Annotated in this window: 13 protein-coding genes; 9 read left to right on the top strand and 4 right to left on the bottom strand. The window is 62.7% G+C overall.

Annotated elements, in window-relative coordinates:
• The first annotated feature begins 266 nt into the window (after positions 1-266).
• The 3 genes from OKB87_RS16095 to OKB87_RS16105 all read left to right on the top strand — a co-directional run bounded on the left by OKB87_RS16095 (position 267) and on the right by OKB87_RS16105 (position 4,565).
• Positions 267-1,574, top strand: a complete 1,308-nt coding sequence (locus OKB87_RS16095; RefSeq protein ID WP_270827986.1) for an L-cysteine desulfidase family protein — start codon at positions 267-269, stop codon at positions 1,572-1,574.
• 165 nt (positions 1,575-1,739) lie between these two features.
• Positions 1,740-3,140 (top strand): L-cystine transporter, encoded by a 1,401-nt coding sequence (locus tag OKB87_RS16100; protein ID WP_029304921.1) that lies wholly within the window; start codon positions 1,740-1,742, stop codon positions 3,138-3,140.
• A 96-nt stretch (positions 3,141-3,236) separates the two neighbouring features.
• On the top strand, positions 3,237-4,565 hold the full coding sequence (locus tag OKB87_RS16105) for a CoA-disulfide reductase (protein ID WP_270827988.1): 1,329 nt from the start codon (positions 3,237-3,239) through the stop codon (positions 4,563-4,565).
• 143 nt (positions 4,566-4,708) lie between these two features.
• On the opposite strand, the gene OKB87_RS16110 is transcribed toward OKB87_RS16105, so the two are convergent.
• Positions 4,709-5,464 carry an outer membrane protein assembly factor BamD gene (locus OKB87_RS16110; protein ID WP_017409782.1) on the bottom strand — a complete coding sequence of 252 codons (756 nt, stop codon included), beginning with the start codon at positions 5,462-5,464 and terminating at the stop codon, positions 4,709-4,711.
• Positions 5,465-5,581: 117 nt separating this feature from the next.
• Between OKB87_RS16110 and rluD the strand changes: the two genes are divergently transcribed.
• The 4 genes from rluD to OKB87_RS16130 all read left to right on the top strand — a co-directional run bounded on the left by rluD (position 5,582) and on the right by OKB87_RS16130 (position 11,182).
• A complete protein-coding gene (gene rluD / locus OKB87_RS16115; RefSeq protein ID WP_011707736.1) occupies positions 5,582-6,562 on the top strand; it encodes a 23S rRNA pseudouridine(1911/1915/1917) synthase RluD in 981 nt (326 codons plus the stop codon).
• A gap of 252 nt (positions 6,563-6,814) precedes the next feature.
• Entirely contained in the window at positions 6,815-7,552 is a 738-nt protein-coding gene (pgeF, locus tag OKB87_RS16120) for a peptidoglycan editing factor PgeF (protein WP_270827989.1), read from the top strand.
• 171 nt (positions 7,553-7,723) lie between these two features.
• On the top strand, positions 7,724-10,297 hold the full coding sequence (gene clpB / locus OKB87_RS16125) for an ATP-dependent chaperone ClpB (protein WP_024945187.1): 2,574 nt from the start codon (positions 7,724-7,726) through the stop codon (positions 10,295-10,297).
• Between the two features lie 60 nt (positions 10,298-10,357).
• A complete protein-coding gene (locus OKB87_RS16130; RefSeq protein WP_270827991.1) occupies positions 10,358-11,182 on the top strand; it encodes an MBL fold metallo-hydrolase in 825 nt (274 codons plus the stop codon).
• 209 nt (positions 11,183-11,391) lie between these two features.
• Here OKB87_RS16130 and asnA read toward each other — a convergent pair whose 3' ends face one another.
• Positions 11,392-12,384 carry an aspartate--ammonia ligase gene (asnA, locus tag OKB87_RS16135; protein WP_016352287.1) on the bottom strand — a complete coding sequence of 331 codons (993 nt, stop codon included), beginning with the start codon at positions 12,382-12,384 and terminating at the stop codon, positions 11,392-11,394.
• Positions 12,385-12,537: 153 nt separating this feature from the next.
• Here asnA and asnC point away from each other — a divergent pair, with 153 nt between their 5' ends.
• Positions 12,538-12,999: a transcriptional regulator AsnC gene (gene asnC, locus OKB87_RS16140; RefSeq protein ID WP_011707730.1), complete on the top strand. Its 462-nt coding sequence runs from the start codon at positions 12,538-12,540 to the stop codon at positions 12,997-12,999.
• Between the two features lie 94 nt (positions 13,000-13,093).
• Here asnC and OKB87_RS16145 read toward each other — a convergent pair whose 3' ends face one another.
• A complete protein-coding gene (locus OKB87_RS16145) occupies positions 13,094-13,858 on the bottom strand; it encodes a substrate-binding periplasmic protein (protein WP_024945190.1) in 765 nt (254 codons plus the stop codon).
• A gap of 85 nt (positions 13,859-13,943) precedes the next feature.
• Between OKB87_RS16145 and OKB87_RS16150 the strand changes: the two genes are divergently transcribed.
• Positions 13,944-14,480: a DUF2301 domain-containing membrane protein gene (locus OKB87_RS16150; protein ID WP_270827993.1), complete on the top strand. Its 537-nt coding sequence runs from the start codon at positions 13,944-13,946 to the stop codon at positions 14,478-14,480.
• Here the strand turns inward: OKB87_RS16150 and OKB87_RS16155 are convergent.
• Positions 14,477-14,881 (bottom strand): CBS domain-containing protein, encoded by a 405-nt coding sequence (locus OKB87_RS16155; protein ID WP_016352284.1) that lies wholly within the window; start codon positions 14,879-14,881, stop codon positions 14,477-14,479. The two genes, OKB87_RS16150 and OKB87_RS16155, sit on opposite strands and share 4 nt — an antisense overlap.
• Positions 14,882-14,980: the final 99 nt, after the last annotated feature.

Raw genomic sequence — 14,980 nt, forward strand, 5'->3', positions numbered from 1 at the left:
CGCTTGTTCACATTTTGTGGTACTTCACCGCCAGTTGGGCATAATGCCTGCGCAAAAAGCGAAGCGGCGCAAATTTATTTGAGTCCTATTGCTTTAGAGTTACCAAAAGTTGATCGGATTGCCCAACGACTCAGGCGGCCCCGATCATTGGCTCGGCCCTCGACCGGCTGCAGCCGACCCGGCATCTCCCGCCATACTGGTTATATGTCGCTCCGCCATTGTGGAGCGGACAGCACAATGACAAGCCCGCATCGGGCACCGTGAACATGAGACACATCGCAATGAAAGCACAATGGACCGACTTTATTACCCTGCTCAAGCGTGAAGTGGTGCCGGCCCTTGGCTGCACCGAGCCCATGTCGGTGGCGCTGGCGGCGGCCAACTGCCGCAAGCTGCTGGGGCAGGTGCCGACCCGCGTCAGCGTCTGGGTCAGCGGCAATCTGTTCAAGAACGGCATGGGGGTAGGCGTGCCGGGTACCGGCATGATAGGTCTGCCGGTGGCGGCCGCCGTCGGCATCACCGGCGGCAACCCGGATGCCGGGCTGGAGGTGCTCAAGACTCTCACGCCAGATCAGGTCGACGCCGCCAAGGCGCTGCTGCCCGCCATCAAGGTGGATGTGAAGGATGTGCCGGACGTGCTCTATGCCGAGGTGCTGGCAGAGGTAGAGGGACACAGTGCCCGGGTGGTGATCTGTACCGACCACACCCGCATCATCCTGATGGAGCGCGACGGTGAGGTGCTGATGGCGCAGGACAGCGCCCCCGGCGTGCAGATCCAGGTCGCCCCTTCCAGCAAGCCAGCCATGACCCTGCGCGAGATTGTCGATTTCGCCCTGCAGGTGCCGCTGGCCGAGATCGACTTCATCCGCGAGGCGGCCACCATGAACCAGGCGCTGGCAGATGAAGGGCTGCAGGGGTATGGCCTGCGCATCGGCAAGATCCTCACCGAGCAGGTGGAGCGCAAGCTGCTTTCCGATGACCTGATGACCCTGGCCATGCGTTTGTCGTCTGCCGCCTCCGATGCGCGGATGGATGGCGCCATGCTGCCCGCCATGTCCAATTCGGGCTCCGGCAACCAGGGCATTGCCGCCACCATGCCGGTGGTGGCGGCCGCCCGCTTCCTCCAGGCGAGCGACGAGCAGCTGACCCGGGCGCTGGTGATGAGCCACCTGGTGGCCATCTACATCAAGGCCTACCAGAACAAGCTGTCGGCTCTCTGTGCCGCTAGCACCGCCGCCATGGGGGCAGGGGCCGCCATCACCTGGCTGCTGGGCGGCCAGTTCGAGCAAATTAGTCACTGCATCAACAACATGATCGGCGACGTTTCCGGTATCATCTGCGACGGCGCGGGCAGCGCCTGTTCCATGAAGGTCTCTACCTCCACCTCGGCGGCGGTCAAATCGTCGCTGATGGCCATCAACAACCTGCACGTGCCCCAGAGTGAAGGCATCGTTTCCGACGATGTGGACGAGACTATTGCCAACCTGGGTCGCCTCTCCAAACAGGGGATGCTGGATACCGATATCGAGATCATCAACATCATGCGGGCCAAGCAACAAGGCAAGGCCGAGTGATGCAAGAGGGTGGCGCAGGCCACCCTCCGTTTTTCTGCCTGTTGACGCCACCCCGGCCACACCGGGGGGCGGGCCGCCACGATGCGGCACGTTTCAGGGGAGAGTGCGCACTGGGCACTCGCCCGTACACCTCGGGCCCGGCCCGATCATTTGGGGAATATCGTCATGACTCTTAGCGTTATAGGTAATCTGGCCATCCTGGTCATGTTGCTGCTGTTTCTCTATCGGTTGCAGCAAACCCACGTCAGCTTCACCCGCCGGGTCTTCTCGGGGCTGGGGCTGGGTATCCTGTTCGGCGCCGCCCTGCAGCTGCTTTACGGCGCCGGTTCCGACGTGCTGGTACAGACCGGCGACTACCTGGACATCGTCGGCAGCGGCTATGTGAAGCTGCTGCAGATGATCATCACGCCGCTCATCATGGTCTCCATCATCGGGGCCATCCTGAAGCTCAACGGCGGCACCGCGCTCGGCAAGATCAGCGCCATGACCATAGGCGTGCTGATCTTCACCACCATGATCGCCGCCGGGGCGGGCATCCTGATGTCCAACCTGTTCGGCCTGACCGCCGAGGGGCTCACCGCCGGCGCCGCCGAGACCGCTCGTGGCGCGGCCCTGCAGACCACCCTCGGCAGCGTCGAGAGCATGTCCTTTGCCAAGATGGTGCTGGAGTTCATCCCGGCCAACCCCTTCCTCGACATGACGGGCGCGCGCAAGACTTCCACCATCGCCGTGGTGATTTTCTCCATCTTCATCGGTTTGTCGGCCACCGGTATCGCCCGCAAGAAGCCGGAGATCTTCGCGAGCTTCGGTCACTTCATGCAGGTCGCCCACGTCATCGTGATGCGGATGGTGACCCTGGTGCTGCGCCTCACCCCCTACGGCGTGCTGGCGCTGATGACCAAGGTGGTCTCCGGCTCCAACTATGCCGACATCCTCAATCTGCTCAGCTTCGTCATGGCTTCCTACGGCGCCATCGCCATCATGTTTGCGGTGCACCTGCTGCTGGTGAGCCTGGTGGGCATCAACCCTGCTCGCTTCCTGAAGAAGATCATGCCGGTGCTGGCCTTTGCCTTCACCTCCCGCACCAGTGCGGGCTCCATCCCGATGAACGTGCAGACCCAGACCAAGGCGCTCGGTATTCCTGAAGGGATCGCCAACTTCGCCGCCTCGTTCGGTTCGACCATCGGCCAGAACGGCTGCGCCGGCATCTATCCGGCCATGTTGGCGGTGATGATTGCGCCGACCGTGGGGGTCAACCCCATGGATCCGGGCTTCATCATGACCCTGATCGCCATCATCACCGTCAGCTCGTTCGGGGTAGCCGGCATTGGCGGCGGCGCCACCTTCGCCGCCTTGATCGTGCTCTCCGCGCTGGACTTCCCGGTGGCGCTGGCCGGTCTGCTCATCTCCATCGAGCCGCTGATCGACATGGGCCGTACCGCCCTCAACGTCTCCGGCTCCATCACCGCGGGCACGGTCACCAGCCGTCTGCTGGGGGAGACCGACATGGCGGTGTTCAACAGCGAGCACGAGGTGTGTCTGGACGGTGAAGAGTCCACCATCTGATCCGCCAGTCCGGGGGAGTCGACCCCTGCCCCGGCGAGCAACCAATAAAGAGAGCGGGGAGGGCATGCCCTCCCCGTTGCATGGAAAGGAGCGAGTATGAGAATCCTGATCATCGGTGGCGAAGCCGCCGGCATGAGTGCGGCCGCCAAGGCGCGCCGGCTGGCCAAAGAGGCCGAGATAGTGGTGTATGAGGCATCCGAGGTGATCTCCTTTGGTGCCTGCGGTCTGCCCTACTTCGTTGGCGACGAGTTTCAGGAACCCGGCTACATGGCCGAGTTCACCCCGGAGCAGTTTGCCGCCAAGGGGATCGAGGTCAAGACCGGCCACCGGGTGCTGGGTCTGGATGCCGCCGCGCAGACGCTGACAGTGGAGCACAAGGGCGATACCTTCACCGATCGCTACGATCGGCTGATGATCGCCACCGGCGCCCGCGAAGTGATGCCCCCCATCCCCGGCCTGCAGCAGGAAGGGGTATTCGGTCTGCGCCGGATGGCCGACGGAATGGCCCTCAAGGCCGCCGTGCAGGACAAGGCCAACAGCCGTGCCCTGGTGATCGGCTCCGGCTTTATCGGGCTGGAGGTGGTGGAGGCGCTGGTGCATCAGGGCAAAGAGGTGCGCCTGATCGAGCTGGCGGAGCGAGTCATCCCCGATGCGTTTGACGGCGAGATCACCCAGCACATCGAGACCGAACTGCGCGAGCAGGGGGTCTCCCTTCATCTCGGCGAGCGAGTTGAAGCGCTGCTGGGGGAGGGCCGGGTGACCGGCGTGCGTACCAGCCATGGCGAGTACGAGGCCGACATCGTGGTGGTCTGCACCGGGGTCAAACCCAATACCGAGTTCCTGGCCGATACCGGCATCGAGCGGCTCGGCAACGGCGCCATCAAGGTGGACCGGCAGGGGCGCAGCTCGCTGACCAACGTCTGGTCGGCCGGCGACTGTGCCAGCGTCTGGCACGGCGTCAAGCAGCAGCAGGTCTATGTGCCGCTCGCCACCATCGCCAACAAGTTGGGCCGCATGGTGGGGGAAAACCTGGCCGGTGCCGAGCAGGAGTTCCCGGGCACTCTGGGTTCTGCCGCGCTCAAGGTGCTGGGGCTGGAGGCGGGCCGTACCGGTCTCTCCGAGCAGGAGGCCAAGGCGATGGGCATCGATTACCGCACCGTGGTGATCAAGGACAAGTGCCACACCAACTACTGCCCGGGCCAGTCCGACATTCACGTCAAGCTGGTCTATGAGGCGGGCAGCAAGCGGCTGCTGGGGGGCCAGATCCTCGGTCGCAAGGGGGCGGTCCACCGCATCGACGCGCTGGCGGTTGCCATCACCATGGGGGTGACCACCGAGCAGCTCGGCATGCTGGACTTTGCCTATGCGCCGCCCTTCTCCCGCACCTGGGATGTGCTCAACGTGGCGGGCAACGTCGCCAAGTAACGCACGGCATGACGGCGTGGCTGATGTGCGCCGTCTCCCCTCATACCGCCGGCACGGAGTGGTAAAGGGGCATGTCGTTCATGAACGGTGCCCATAAAAAAACCGGAGCCAGTGGCTCCGGTTTTTTTATGCGTTGCTGCGAGTCAGCCGCGGCCGAGACGATTGTCCGGGTAGTTCTTGGCCAGCACTTCGCGGGCATGCTGGGCAAGGGTCGGCATCTTCAGGCTGTCGTAGGAGTTGATCATGATCTCCAATGCCTTCTCGGTTTCGGCCGTGTCGGGATAAGTCTCGACGATCAGCTTGGCGCGGTTGGCGGCGGCGATCAGCGCATCACGCTTCACGTAGTACTCGGCCACGCTCAGGTCGTAACGGGCAAGCCGGTTCTTCAGACCGATCATGCGGGCTCGGGCATCGGCGGCATAGACGCTGTTGGGATAGTTCTGCAACAGGGTCTTGAAATCCTGGAAGGCCTGACGGGCATAGGAGGGGTCTTTGTCGTCCCGATTGATGCCCAGGAAGTCCTGGAAGAAGTTGTAATCGCCGGCCATGTTGGTCAGACCGCGCATGTAGAATACGTAGTCGATATTTTTATGCGCCGGATTGAGGCGGATAAAACGGTCGATATTGGCGATCGCCTGGGCAGTATCATCCTGCTTGTAGTAGGCGTAAATGAGGTCGAGCTGAACCTGGTTGGAGTAGGCGCCGAAAGGATAGCGCGAGTCCAAAGCTTCCAGTAACTCGATAGCATTCAGGTAGTTACCGGCATCCAGCTTGAGGCGTGCTTTCTGGTACAGGGTCTCCGGCGGTTCGTCCGGTACCTTGGGTTTGGTGCTGGAACAGCCTGTGATCAAGGTAGCGACCAAGGCGAGCGACATCAGCAGGTGAGACTTCTTTCCCATCAACAACATCCGGTCCATTTCCACGAAATTGGCAAAGTATCCGTTATGCTTGGCTAAAAGAAAAGCTAGAATACCCGGATTATTTCGAATTGATACCCCCCGCTCAAGAGACCATACATGAGCCAGCATATTGAACTGACAGGCGAATTCCAGGATCACCAATTCGGGCAGCGACTCGACCAGGCCCTGGCCGAATTGTTTCCAGACTACTCCCGCACCCGCATCAAGGAGTGGATTTTACAGGACAGAGTGACCCTGGATGGTCAGGTTGCCAATACCCCGCGCGAGAAAGTGCTGGCCGGGCAGAAGGTACATGTGGATGTCGAGCTGGCGGATGATACCCGTTGGGATGCCCAGAACATCGAGCTCAACATCGTCTATGAAGATGAACACATTCTGGTGATCGACAAGCCGGCCGGTCTGGTGGTTCACCCGGGCGCCGGCACGCCAGATGGCACCATTCTCAACGCCCTGCTGCACCGCTACCCCGCCATCGCCGAGGTGCCCCGCGCCGGTATCGTGCACCGTCTGGATAAAGACACCACGGGTCTGATGGTGGTCGCCAAGACCATTCCGGCCCAGACCCACCTGGTGGAAGCGCTGCAGGCGCGCCAGATCACTCGTGAGTACGAAGCCATCGCCATCGGTCACATGACCGCCGGTGGCACCGTCGATGCCCCCATCGGCCGTCACCCGACCCAGCGTACCCACATGGCCGTGGTGCCCAATGGGCGCGAGTCCGTCACCCACTACCGGGTGCACGAGAAGTTCCGTGGCCACACCCGTCTGCGGCTGCGACTGGAAACCGGTCGTACCCACCAGATCCGTGTCCACATGGCCCACATCAAGCATCCGCTGGTGGGGGATCCCGCTTACGGTGGCCGTCTGCGTCTGCTGCGCAACGCCACCCCCGAGCTGACCGAGGCCCTGCGTGGCTTCCATCGTCAGGCACTGCATGCCACCATGCTGAAGCTGGCGCACCCCATCACGGGTGAAGTGATGGAATGGCACTCCCCCACGCCGCAAGACATGCTGGACCTGATGGAAGTACTGCGGGCGGATACCCTGGCCAATCCGGACGATTTAGTCTGGAATTGATGAACTGATGGAAGTGCTGCACATCAAGAACACCCTGACCAATCCGGATGATTTAGTCTGGAATTGATGAGCTGATGGAAGTGCTGCACACCAAGATCACCCTGGCCAATCCGGATGATCTGGTCTGGAACTGATGAAGAGGGCGGCTCTGCGACGATTCCTGCCGTAACCCGCCCTGCATGACCTGATATGGGGCCCCTTGACTGGTTGCAGCCAAGGGGCCCCGTTTTATATGAAGGAAAGGAGCCACAGATGAAATGGATCGAACCTGACTGGCCGGCACCGGCCAAGGTCAGCGCCCTGTCGACCACCCGTGACGGCGGTATCAGCGAGGGGGTCTTTGCCGGCCTCAACCTGGGGGCCCACGTGGGGGACGAGCCGGCACGGGTCGAGGCCAACCGGACCCGGCTGCAGCAGGCGGCGGGGATCCCCGGCACGCTCAACTGGCTCAATCAGGTGCACGGCACCGCGGTGCATCCCGTCAGCCACGACTATGGCTGTGCGCCGGATGCGGATGCCGCCTGCGCCCGTGAGGCGGGTCAGGCCTGCATCGTGATGACCGCCGACTGCCTGCCGGTGCTGTTCTGCGATCGAGCCGGTACCGTGGTGGCTGCCGCTCACGCCGGCTGGCGCGGGCTGCAGGGTGGCGTACTGGAGGCGAGCATCGCCGCCATGGGCTGCGAGCCGGGCGAGATCCTGGCCTGGCTGGGTCCGGCCATCGGTCCCACTGCATTTGAAGTGGGTGGCGAGGTGCGCGAGGCCTTTATGGCCGAGCAGGCCGAGGCGGCGGCTGCGTTCGCCTCTTCGTCCAACGAAGGGAAATGGCTGGCGGATATCTATCAGCTGGCCCGGCTGCGCCTCGCCCGCGCCGGTGTCACCGCCGTCTATGGCGGCGAACATTGCACCTTCAGCGACAGCGAACAGTTCTACTCTTATCGCCGCAACGGCCAGACCGGCCGGATGGCCTCGATTATCTGGCTGGTGCCCTGACAATGCTCCCCGCCCTGCATCTTGCCGGGCGGGGATCCTGCCTGCTTCCCGCTTTGCAGAAAAAATAACCAGTCTCGCCCCTTGAAATAGTCCGTACGGGCCTCATCTTTCATCTCAGAAAGTTATGTTGTTTGCCGCGCAAGCGGCGTCTGTCTTGAAAGGGGGAGTGCAATGCGCCTCGATCGCCTGACCAGCAAATTCCAGATTGCTATTTCCGATGCCCAGTCTTTGGCACTGGGTCGTGACCACCAATTCATCGAACCCGTTCACCTGATGACCGCCCTGGTCAATCAGGATGGCGGCTCCATCCGTCCGCTGCTCACCCTGACCGGGATGGACATCAATTCCCTGCGCTCGCGCCTCGGCGAAGAGCTGGATCGCCTGCCGCGCGTCAGCGGCGTGGAAGGGGACGTGCAGCTCTCCAACGGCCTCGGCCGGCTGCTCAACGTCTGCGACAAGCTGGCTCAGCAGCGCAAGGATCAGTTCATCTCATCCGAACTGTTCGTGCTGGCGGCCCTCGACGAGAAGGGAACGCTGGGCGAGCTGCTGCGTGCCCAGGGGCTGACCAAGGAGAAACTCGAAGCGGCCATCGACAAGGTGCGTGGCGGCAAGAAGGTGGAAGATGCCAACGCCGAGGAGAATCGCCAGGCGCTGGAGAAGTACACCATCGATCTGACCGAGCGGGCCGAGATCGGCAAGCTCGACCCGGTGATCGGCCGGGATGACGAGATCCGCCGCACCATCCAGGTGCTGCAACGCCGTACCAAGAACAACCCGGTGCTGATCGGTGCCCCCGGCGTCGGCAAGACCGCCATCGTCGAAGGGCTGGCCCAGCGCATCATCAACGGTGAAGTGCCGGAGGGGCTGAAGAACAAGCGGGTGCTGTCGCTCGACATGGGGGCGCTGGTGGCCGGTGCCAAGTATCGTGGCGAGTTCGAAGAGCGGCTCAAGGCCGTACTGAACGATCTGGCCAAGGAGGAGGGCAACGTCATCCTCTTCATCGACGAGCTGCACACCATGGTCGGCGCCGGCAAGGGTGAAGGCGCCATGGATGCGGGCAACATGCTCAAACCGGCGCTGGCCCGTGGCGACCTGCACTGTGTCGGTGCCACCACCCTGGACGAATACCGCCAGTACATCGAGAAGGATGCCGCGCTGGAGCGCCGCTTCCAGAAGGTATTGGTGGAGGAGCCGAGCGTGGAGGACACCATCGCCATCCTGCGCGGCCTGAAGGAGCGTTATGAGCTGCACCACCACGTGCAGATCACCGACCCTGCCATCGTGGCGGCGGCCCAGCTGTCGCACCGCTACATTGCGGATCGCCAGCTGCCGGACAAGGCCATCGACCTCATCGACGAGGCGGCGGCCAGCATCCGGTTGCAGATCGACTCCAAGCCCGAGTCCCTCGACCGGCTCGAGCGGCGCATCATCCAGCTCAAGCTGGAGCAACAGGCGCTGATGAAGGAGGACGATGACGCCAGCCGCAAGCGGCTCGAGCTGATCAATCAGGAAATCAGCGAAAAAGATCGCGAATACAATGAGCTGGATGAGGTGTGGAAGGCCGAGAAGGCCGCCCTCGCCGGTACCCAGCACATCAAGGCGGCCCTCGAGCAGGCCCGTCAGGATCTCGACGTGGCGCGCCGCGCAGGCGATCTGGGCCGGATGTCCGAGCTGCAGTACGGCCGCATTCCGGAGCTGGAGAAACAGCTGGATCTCGCCACCCAGGCCGAGATGCAGGAGACCAGCCTGCTGCGCAACCGTGTCACCGACGTGGAGATAGCCGACGTCTTGGCCCGCTGGACCGGCATTCCGGTGGCCCGCATGCTGGAAGGGGAGCGCGACAAGCTGCTGCGGATGGAAGATCAGCTGCACAGCCGGGTGATCGGTCAGGAAGAGGCGGTCGAGGCGGTTTCCAACGCCATTCGCCGCTCCCGCGCCGGGTTGTCCGACCCGAACCGCCCCATCGGCTCCTTCCTGTTCCTGGGGCCCACCGGGGTGGGCAAGACCGAGCTGTGCAAGGCGCTGGCCGAGTTCCTGTTCGATACCCAGGACGCCATGGTGCGGATCGACATGTCGGAGTTCATGGAGAAACACAGCGTGGCCCGTCTGGTGGGGGCGCCTCCGGGATACGTGGGTTACGAGGAGGGCGGTTATCTGACCGAGGCGGTACGCCGTCGCCCCTACTCGGTGATCCTGCTGGATGAAGTGGAGAAGGCACACCCTGATGTGTTCAACATCCTGCTGCAGGTGCTGGACGATGGCCGCCTGACCGATGGTCAGGGTCGTACCGTCGATTTTCGCAACTCGGTGGTGATCATGACCTCCAACCTCGGGTCGGATCTCATTCAGGAGCACCACTCCGAGAAGGATTACGACGAGATGAAGGGCATGCTGATGGAGGTGCTGACTCGCAGCTTCCGGCCGGAGTTCATCAACCGGATCGACGAGACCGTGGTGTTCCACCCGCTCGGCGAGGAGCACATCAAGTCCATCGCCCGCATCCAGCTCAAGAGCCTGATGGGCCGACTGGAGGCCCAGGGTTACGAGGTGGAGGTGAGCGAGGCGCTGCTCGAAAAGCTGGTGCACGCCGGGTTCGATCCCGTCTACGGGGCGCGTCCCCTCAAGCGGGCGATCCAGCACAAGGTGGAGAACCCGCTGGCGCAGGCGCTGCTCTCCGGCCGCATCGTGCCGGGCAAAAAGCTGGTGCTGGGGGCCGACAGCAATGGCCTCACCATGACCCAGTAACGGGATTGTCGATGAAAAACGCAGGCCTCGTGCCTGCGTTTTGTTTTCAGGGGGAGCGAGATGCTGAAGTTTTCCGTGCTGGTGGATGACGACGTTCATCTGCCTGGCTGTCTGCCCGAGCGAGGGTTAGCGCTGCTGCTGGAGTGTGACGGCCTCAGGGTGCTGTTCGACAGCGGCCGTGGCCGGGCGCTGTGCCACAACGCCGCCGTGATGGGGATCGATCTCGCCTCGCTCACCCATGTGGTGCTCTCCCACGGTCATTATGACCATGTGGGCGGGGTCGGCTCACTGCCCGTCTATCCAAGACCCATCCCGCTCATCGCCTGTCCGGACGTGTTCTGCGAGCGGGGTTACTTCCTGTCGCTCCCCTTCTGGCGGCGCAACCTCTATCGCCTGTCGGGGGAGCTGGCTCGGGAGTCGCTGCCGGCCAAAGGCTTGCTCCCCCACTGCTCGGCCGAGCCGGTGTGGCTCTCGGATCGTCTGGTGTTCCTCGGCAGCATTGTGCGGCGCGACCGGGCAGCGCCTTCGCTGCTCGGCTACATAGTGCGGGGCGGGCGGGTGGAGAAAGACCTTATCAGCGACGACTCCGCGCTGGCCTACAAGAGCGAGCAGGGGCTCATCGTCTTTATCGGTTGTGGCCACGCCGGGGTCGAGAACATCATAGCGCAGGCCAAGGAGGTGTGTGGCGACGAGCGGATCCACGCCGTCATCGGCGGCCTGCACCTGAAGTTTTCCGGCCCACAGCGGGCGGTGGCGCTCGGTGCCTATCTGCAGGAAGAGGCGGTAGAGCAGTTGTTTGCCTGCCACTGCACCGGCAGCAGAAAGGCGGGGTTGCCGCGCCAGCGCCAGATCGGGGCGGGTTTTGAGCACAGTTTTTCGGCCTAAAAAAAACGGCAATCCGAAGATTGCCGGGAGGAATGTAGTGAAGCGACCTGACGTGGGTTGAGCGGGTCGCAGGGGCAAGTCCCCGATTGCGAAGCGCGGCCACTGCTGGCCTCGCGTCTTACAGCCTGCCGGGGATGCGCTCGCTCAACCCCGACGGCCACCTGCCTGTTGCCATGCCAGCGTGATGACGCCAGCATGACCTTCATTCGTTACAGCATGCCTTGCACGGCGGCTTTCATCTCGGCCGGCCAGACACCGACCTGGACCTGGCCGATGTGCTCTTTTTGCAGCAGCAACATGGCCAGACGGGATTGGCCGATGCCGCCGCCGATGGTTTGCGGCATCCGTGCGGCCAGCAGATCCTGGTGCCAGTCGTACTGTAGGCGATCCTCGTCACCTGTGATGGCGAGCTGACGGCGCAGCGCCTCGGCGTCGACCCGGATCCCCATGGAGGAGATCTCGAAACTGTCTTGCAGCACCGGGTTCCACACCAGGATGTCACCGTTCAGACCGGCCAGTCCCAGCTCGCTGTGGCTGCTCCAGTCGTCGTAGTCCGGGGCACGCACGTCGTGGCGCTCGCCGTGGGAGAGGGCACCGCCGATACCGATCAGGAACACGGCACCCAGCTCCTTGGCGATGGCACGCTCGCGCCCCTTGGCATCGAGATCCGGGTAGCGGGTCAGCAGCTCTTCGCTGTGCAGAAACTGGATCTCGGCCGGCAGGAAGGGGGTCAGCTCGTGCTCGGCGCAGACCGCGCGCTCGGTAGCCTTGATGGCAGCCCAGATGCCGCGCACGGTTTCCTGCAGGTAGGCCAGATCGCGGCGTTCGCTCGGCATCACCTTCTCCCAGTCCCACTGATCCACGTAGACGGAGTGGATGGGGGTGAGGCGATCCTCGTCCGGACGCAGCGCCTTCATGTGGGTGTAGATGCCTTCGCCCGGGCCGAAACCGAAGCGACCCAGGGTCTGGCGCTTCCATTTGGCCAGCGAATGCACCACTTCGTAGCTGTGCTCAGGCAGGGTCTTCACCTTGACCTGCACTGCATTCTCGTGGCCAGAGAGGTTGTCTTGAGTGCCATCACCGACCCGGCTCAGGATGGGGGCTTGCACCTCCATCAGACCCAGTTGCTGGGCGAGTTGGCGGGAGAACATCTCTTTGACGAAGCTGATCTGTTGCTGGCTGCGAATGTAGTGCTGTTTCATGCTGAATACCTGTCTTGAACCCGTTGGATGTGAGGATTCTTCAACAGATTGCCAACTAAATTCAATATTCGATAATAGAAATAGGCTTTGTGTATTTTTTTATTCAAAATACACCGGTAATTAATGATGAATCATCAAAGGGAGTGCAAAAAAGTGCCGGAAAATTATCGGATCGATAATCTCGATCAGGCCATCCTCACCGCCCTGATGGAGAATGCGCGCATTCCCTATGCCGAGCTTGCCAAACAACTGCTGGTCAGCCCGGGCACCATCCATGTGCGGGTGGAGAAGATGAAGCAGGCGGGCATCATCGAGGGTACGCGGGTGCAGGTGAACCCCAAGAAGCTGGGCTACGACGTCTGCTGCTTCATCGGCATCAATCTGAAGAGCGCCAAGGATTACCCCTCGGCCCTGGCCAAGCTGCAGGCGCTGGACGAAGTGGTGGAGGCCTACTACACCACCGGCCACTACAGCATCTTCATGAAGGTGATGACCCGCTCCATCGACGAGTTGCAGACGGTACTGATCCACAAGATCCAGACCATCGATGAGATCCAGTCCACCGAGACGTTAATCTCGCTGCAAAACCCGATCTTGCGGGATGTGAAGCCTTAAGGACTGAGGGACGCGGGAGCTCCATTTCACATGCGAAACCCGGATTTCATTACAGAACCCGATCTTGTGGGACGTGCAGCCCTGACGGTCGGGATCAGGGCTCGATATAGGGGATGCCGTAGTGGTCGTAGATGGCCTTGAGCCGGCCGTCGCGCTTCATGCGCAGCAGTTCGGCATCGTAAGCCGCCATCAGGGCCGGGGTGGTGGCATCGGCTTTGGCCTTGGTCCAGACGGTGTAGTAAGGGCTGGCCTTGAGCGGCTTGGGCAGGTAATCGAGCTTGCCCTCCAGCCCCTCCTCCTTGATCTGGGCAAAGGCGGTGACCAGCGGCATGGGCACCACGTCGATACGCCCGGCGATCAGCTTGCGCAGTTGCAGCTGGTTGATGGGGATCTCCTGGAAGTGATAGGCCGGGTCGGCGAGGGCGGCGGTCAGCTCCGGGGTATAGGAGAAATCCTTGGTGATGCCGATGCGCCAGGGTTTCAGATCGCTCAGCGTGTCGTAGCGGATCTTCAGCAGGTCGGCCTTGCGCACGAAGAAGTGCCAGCTGTGGCGCAGGTGGGCCTGCTGTGGGTAGAGCAGATAGCGCTCCCGCTCCGGCTTGTAGGAGTGGGTCATCACCAGATCGTACACCCCGGTTTCGGCGTTGCGGGTCAGCCGGGCGCCGGAGTCGGTCAGCTCGATGCGGATGGGAATGCGCAGCTTGCCGAAGATGGTGCTGACCACGTCCACGTCCAGACCATGGGGAACGCCCTGTGCATCCAGAAACTTCAGCGGCGGCTCCAGGGTGCCACCGATGATCAACTCTTTGGCCTGCAGCCAGAGGGGGAACAACAGGCAGAGCAGAATGAATCTTCGCAAACCACATCTCCTGCACGGAATAGGGAATCGCTCGCGGGCATAATTCAAGTATATTGGCCCCTACCTGCAACAGAGGCGACCGCCGATGGCAAACCCTGAAATAGAAAGCGAGCTGGACGGCATCGACAGAGTGTCGGTCTGCCTCTATCGCATTGGCTTGAGTCTGGCAGCCTTGCTGCTGCTGTGTCGAGGGGCAAGCCTGCTGCTCGGGCAGGATTTTTTGGCGCCGGCGAGCTGGCTGGTGGCGCTGGCCGTGGCCAGCGGGGTATGCGGGTTATGCCTGCATGTCTATGACAAGCGCATTCGCTTTGTGCTGCAGGGGCTGGGCTGGGGCGCCCTGCTGCTCAGTGCGAGCGGGGCGCCGGATGTGCTGGTGCTGGGGGCGGCGTTGGCCACACTGGCGGGGCTGGCCTTCAAGGAGCAGTTCTGCTTCGCCATTCCGGGGATCAGGGCGGTCCCTCTGTTGCTGCCCCTGTTGTGGCTGCTGGAGCTGGCCGGCATCGGCTGGGCCGCCGCCCTGGTGGCGCTGGTGTGCGGGTTGCTGCTCTGTTTGCTCTCCCTGGCCAAGTGGCGCATGCCGCTGCACTTCGATATCGGCGACAAGGGGCGCTACCAGATTTAGGTGGGCAGGCAGCCCTTCATCTGGGCGTTGAGAGCCTGCATGACCTGTCGGCGGCTGATGATGCCGACTACCCGGTTCCCCTCCAGCACTGGATAGACCTTGGGTCTGGCCTCGGTCATCTGGCGGGCCAGATCCAGTATGCTGTCATCCGGGCTGACCGAGAGCGGTGTCCGGCTCATCAGATCCTCGACCCGGGTGCGGGTATCGCAGTGATAGCTGCCGGTGAGCAGGCTCGGGATGCAATCCTGCTCGGAGAGAAAACCGATCAGCCGCTGCTGCGGGTCCAGCACCGGCAGGCCGCTCAGGCCTGAGTCATGCAGCCGGTCCAGCGCCTCGGCCAGGCCGAGCTGCGGGGTGAGGGAGTGGGTCGAACGGCTCATGTGATCGCGGATCTGTAACATGGAAGTGGCTCCGTTAAGGTGGCAATGGCGCCACTATGCCCGCCGGGTGGCGGCCACGGCCAATGGCTTGTGCCGTGGGGATCGATAGGTATCCCCCGG

The organism is Aeromonas sp. Y318-1, assembly GCF_027706125.1.
GTDB lineage: Bacteria > Pseudomonadota > Gammaproteobacteria > Enterobacterales > Aeromonadaceae > Aeromonas > Aeromonas hydrophila.

What these genes read in the sequence shown, in the direction of transcription:
- OKB87_RS16100 (WP_029304921.1), top strand. Translation starts at nt 1,740, where the DNA reads ATGACTCTTAGCGTTATAGGTAATCTGGCCATCCTGGTCATGTTGCTG.
- OKB87_RS16155 (WP_016352284.1), bottom strand. Translation starts at nt 14,881, where the DNA reads ATGTTACAGATCCGCGATCACATGAGCCGTTCGACCCACTCCCTCACC.
- asnA (WP_016352287.1), bottom strand. Translation starts at nt 12,384, where the DNA reads ATGAAACAGCACTACATTCGCAGCCAGCAACAGATCAGCTTCGTCAAA.
- OKB87_RS16130 (WP_270827991.1), top strand. Translation starts at nt 10,358, where the DNA reads ATGCTGAAGTTTTCCGTGCTGGTGGATGACGACGTTCATCTGCCTGGC.
- OKB87_RS16150 (WP_270827993.1), top strand. Translation starts at nt 13,944, where the DNA reads ATGGCAAACCCTGAAATAGAAAGCGAGCTGGACGGCATCGACAGAGTG.
- OKB87_RS16110 (WP_017409782.1), bottom strand. Translation starts at nt 5,464, where the DNA reads ATGGGAAAGAAGTCTCACCTGCTGATGTCGCTCGCCTTGGTCGCTACC.
- OKB87_RS16095 (WP_270827986.1), top strand. Translation starts at nt 267, where the DNA reads ATGAGACACATCGCAATGAAAGCACAATGGACCGACTTTATTACCCTG.
- pgeF (WP_270827989.1), top strand. Translation starts at nt 6,815, where the DNA reads ATGAAATGGATCGAACCTGACTGGCCGGCACCGGCCAAGGTCAGCGCC.
- OKB87_RS16105 (WP_270827988.1), top strand. Translation starts at nt 3,237, where the DNA reads ATGAGAATCCTGATCATCGGTGGCGAAGCCGCCGGCATGAGTGCGGCC.
- clpB (WP_024945187.1), top strand. Translation starts at nt 7,724, where the DNA reads ATGCGCCTCGATCGCCTGACCAGCAAATTCCAGATTGCTATTTCCGAT.
- rluD (WP_011707736.1), top strand. Translation starts at nt 5,582, where the DNA reads ATGAGCCAGCATATTGAACTGACAGGCGAATTCCAGGATCACCAATTC.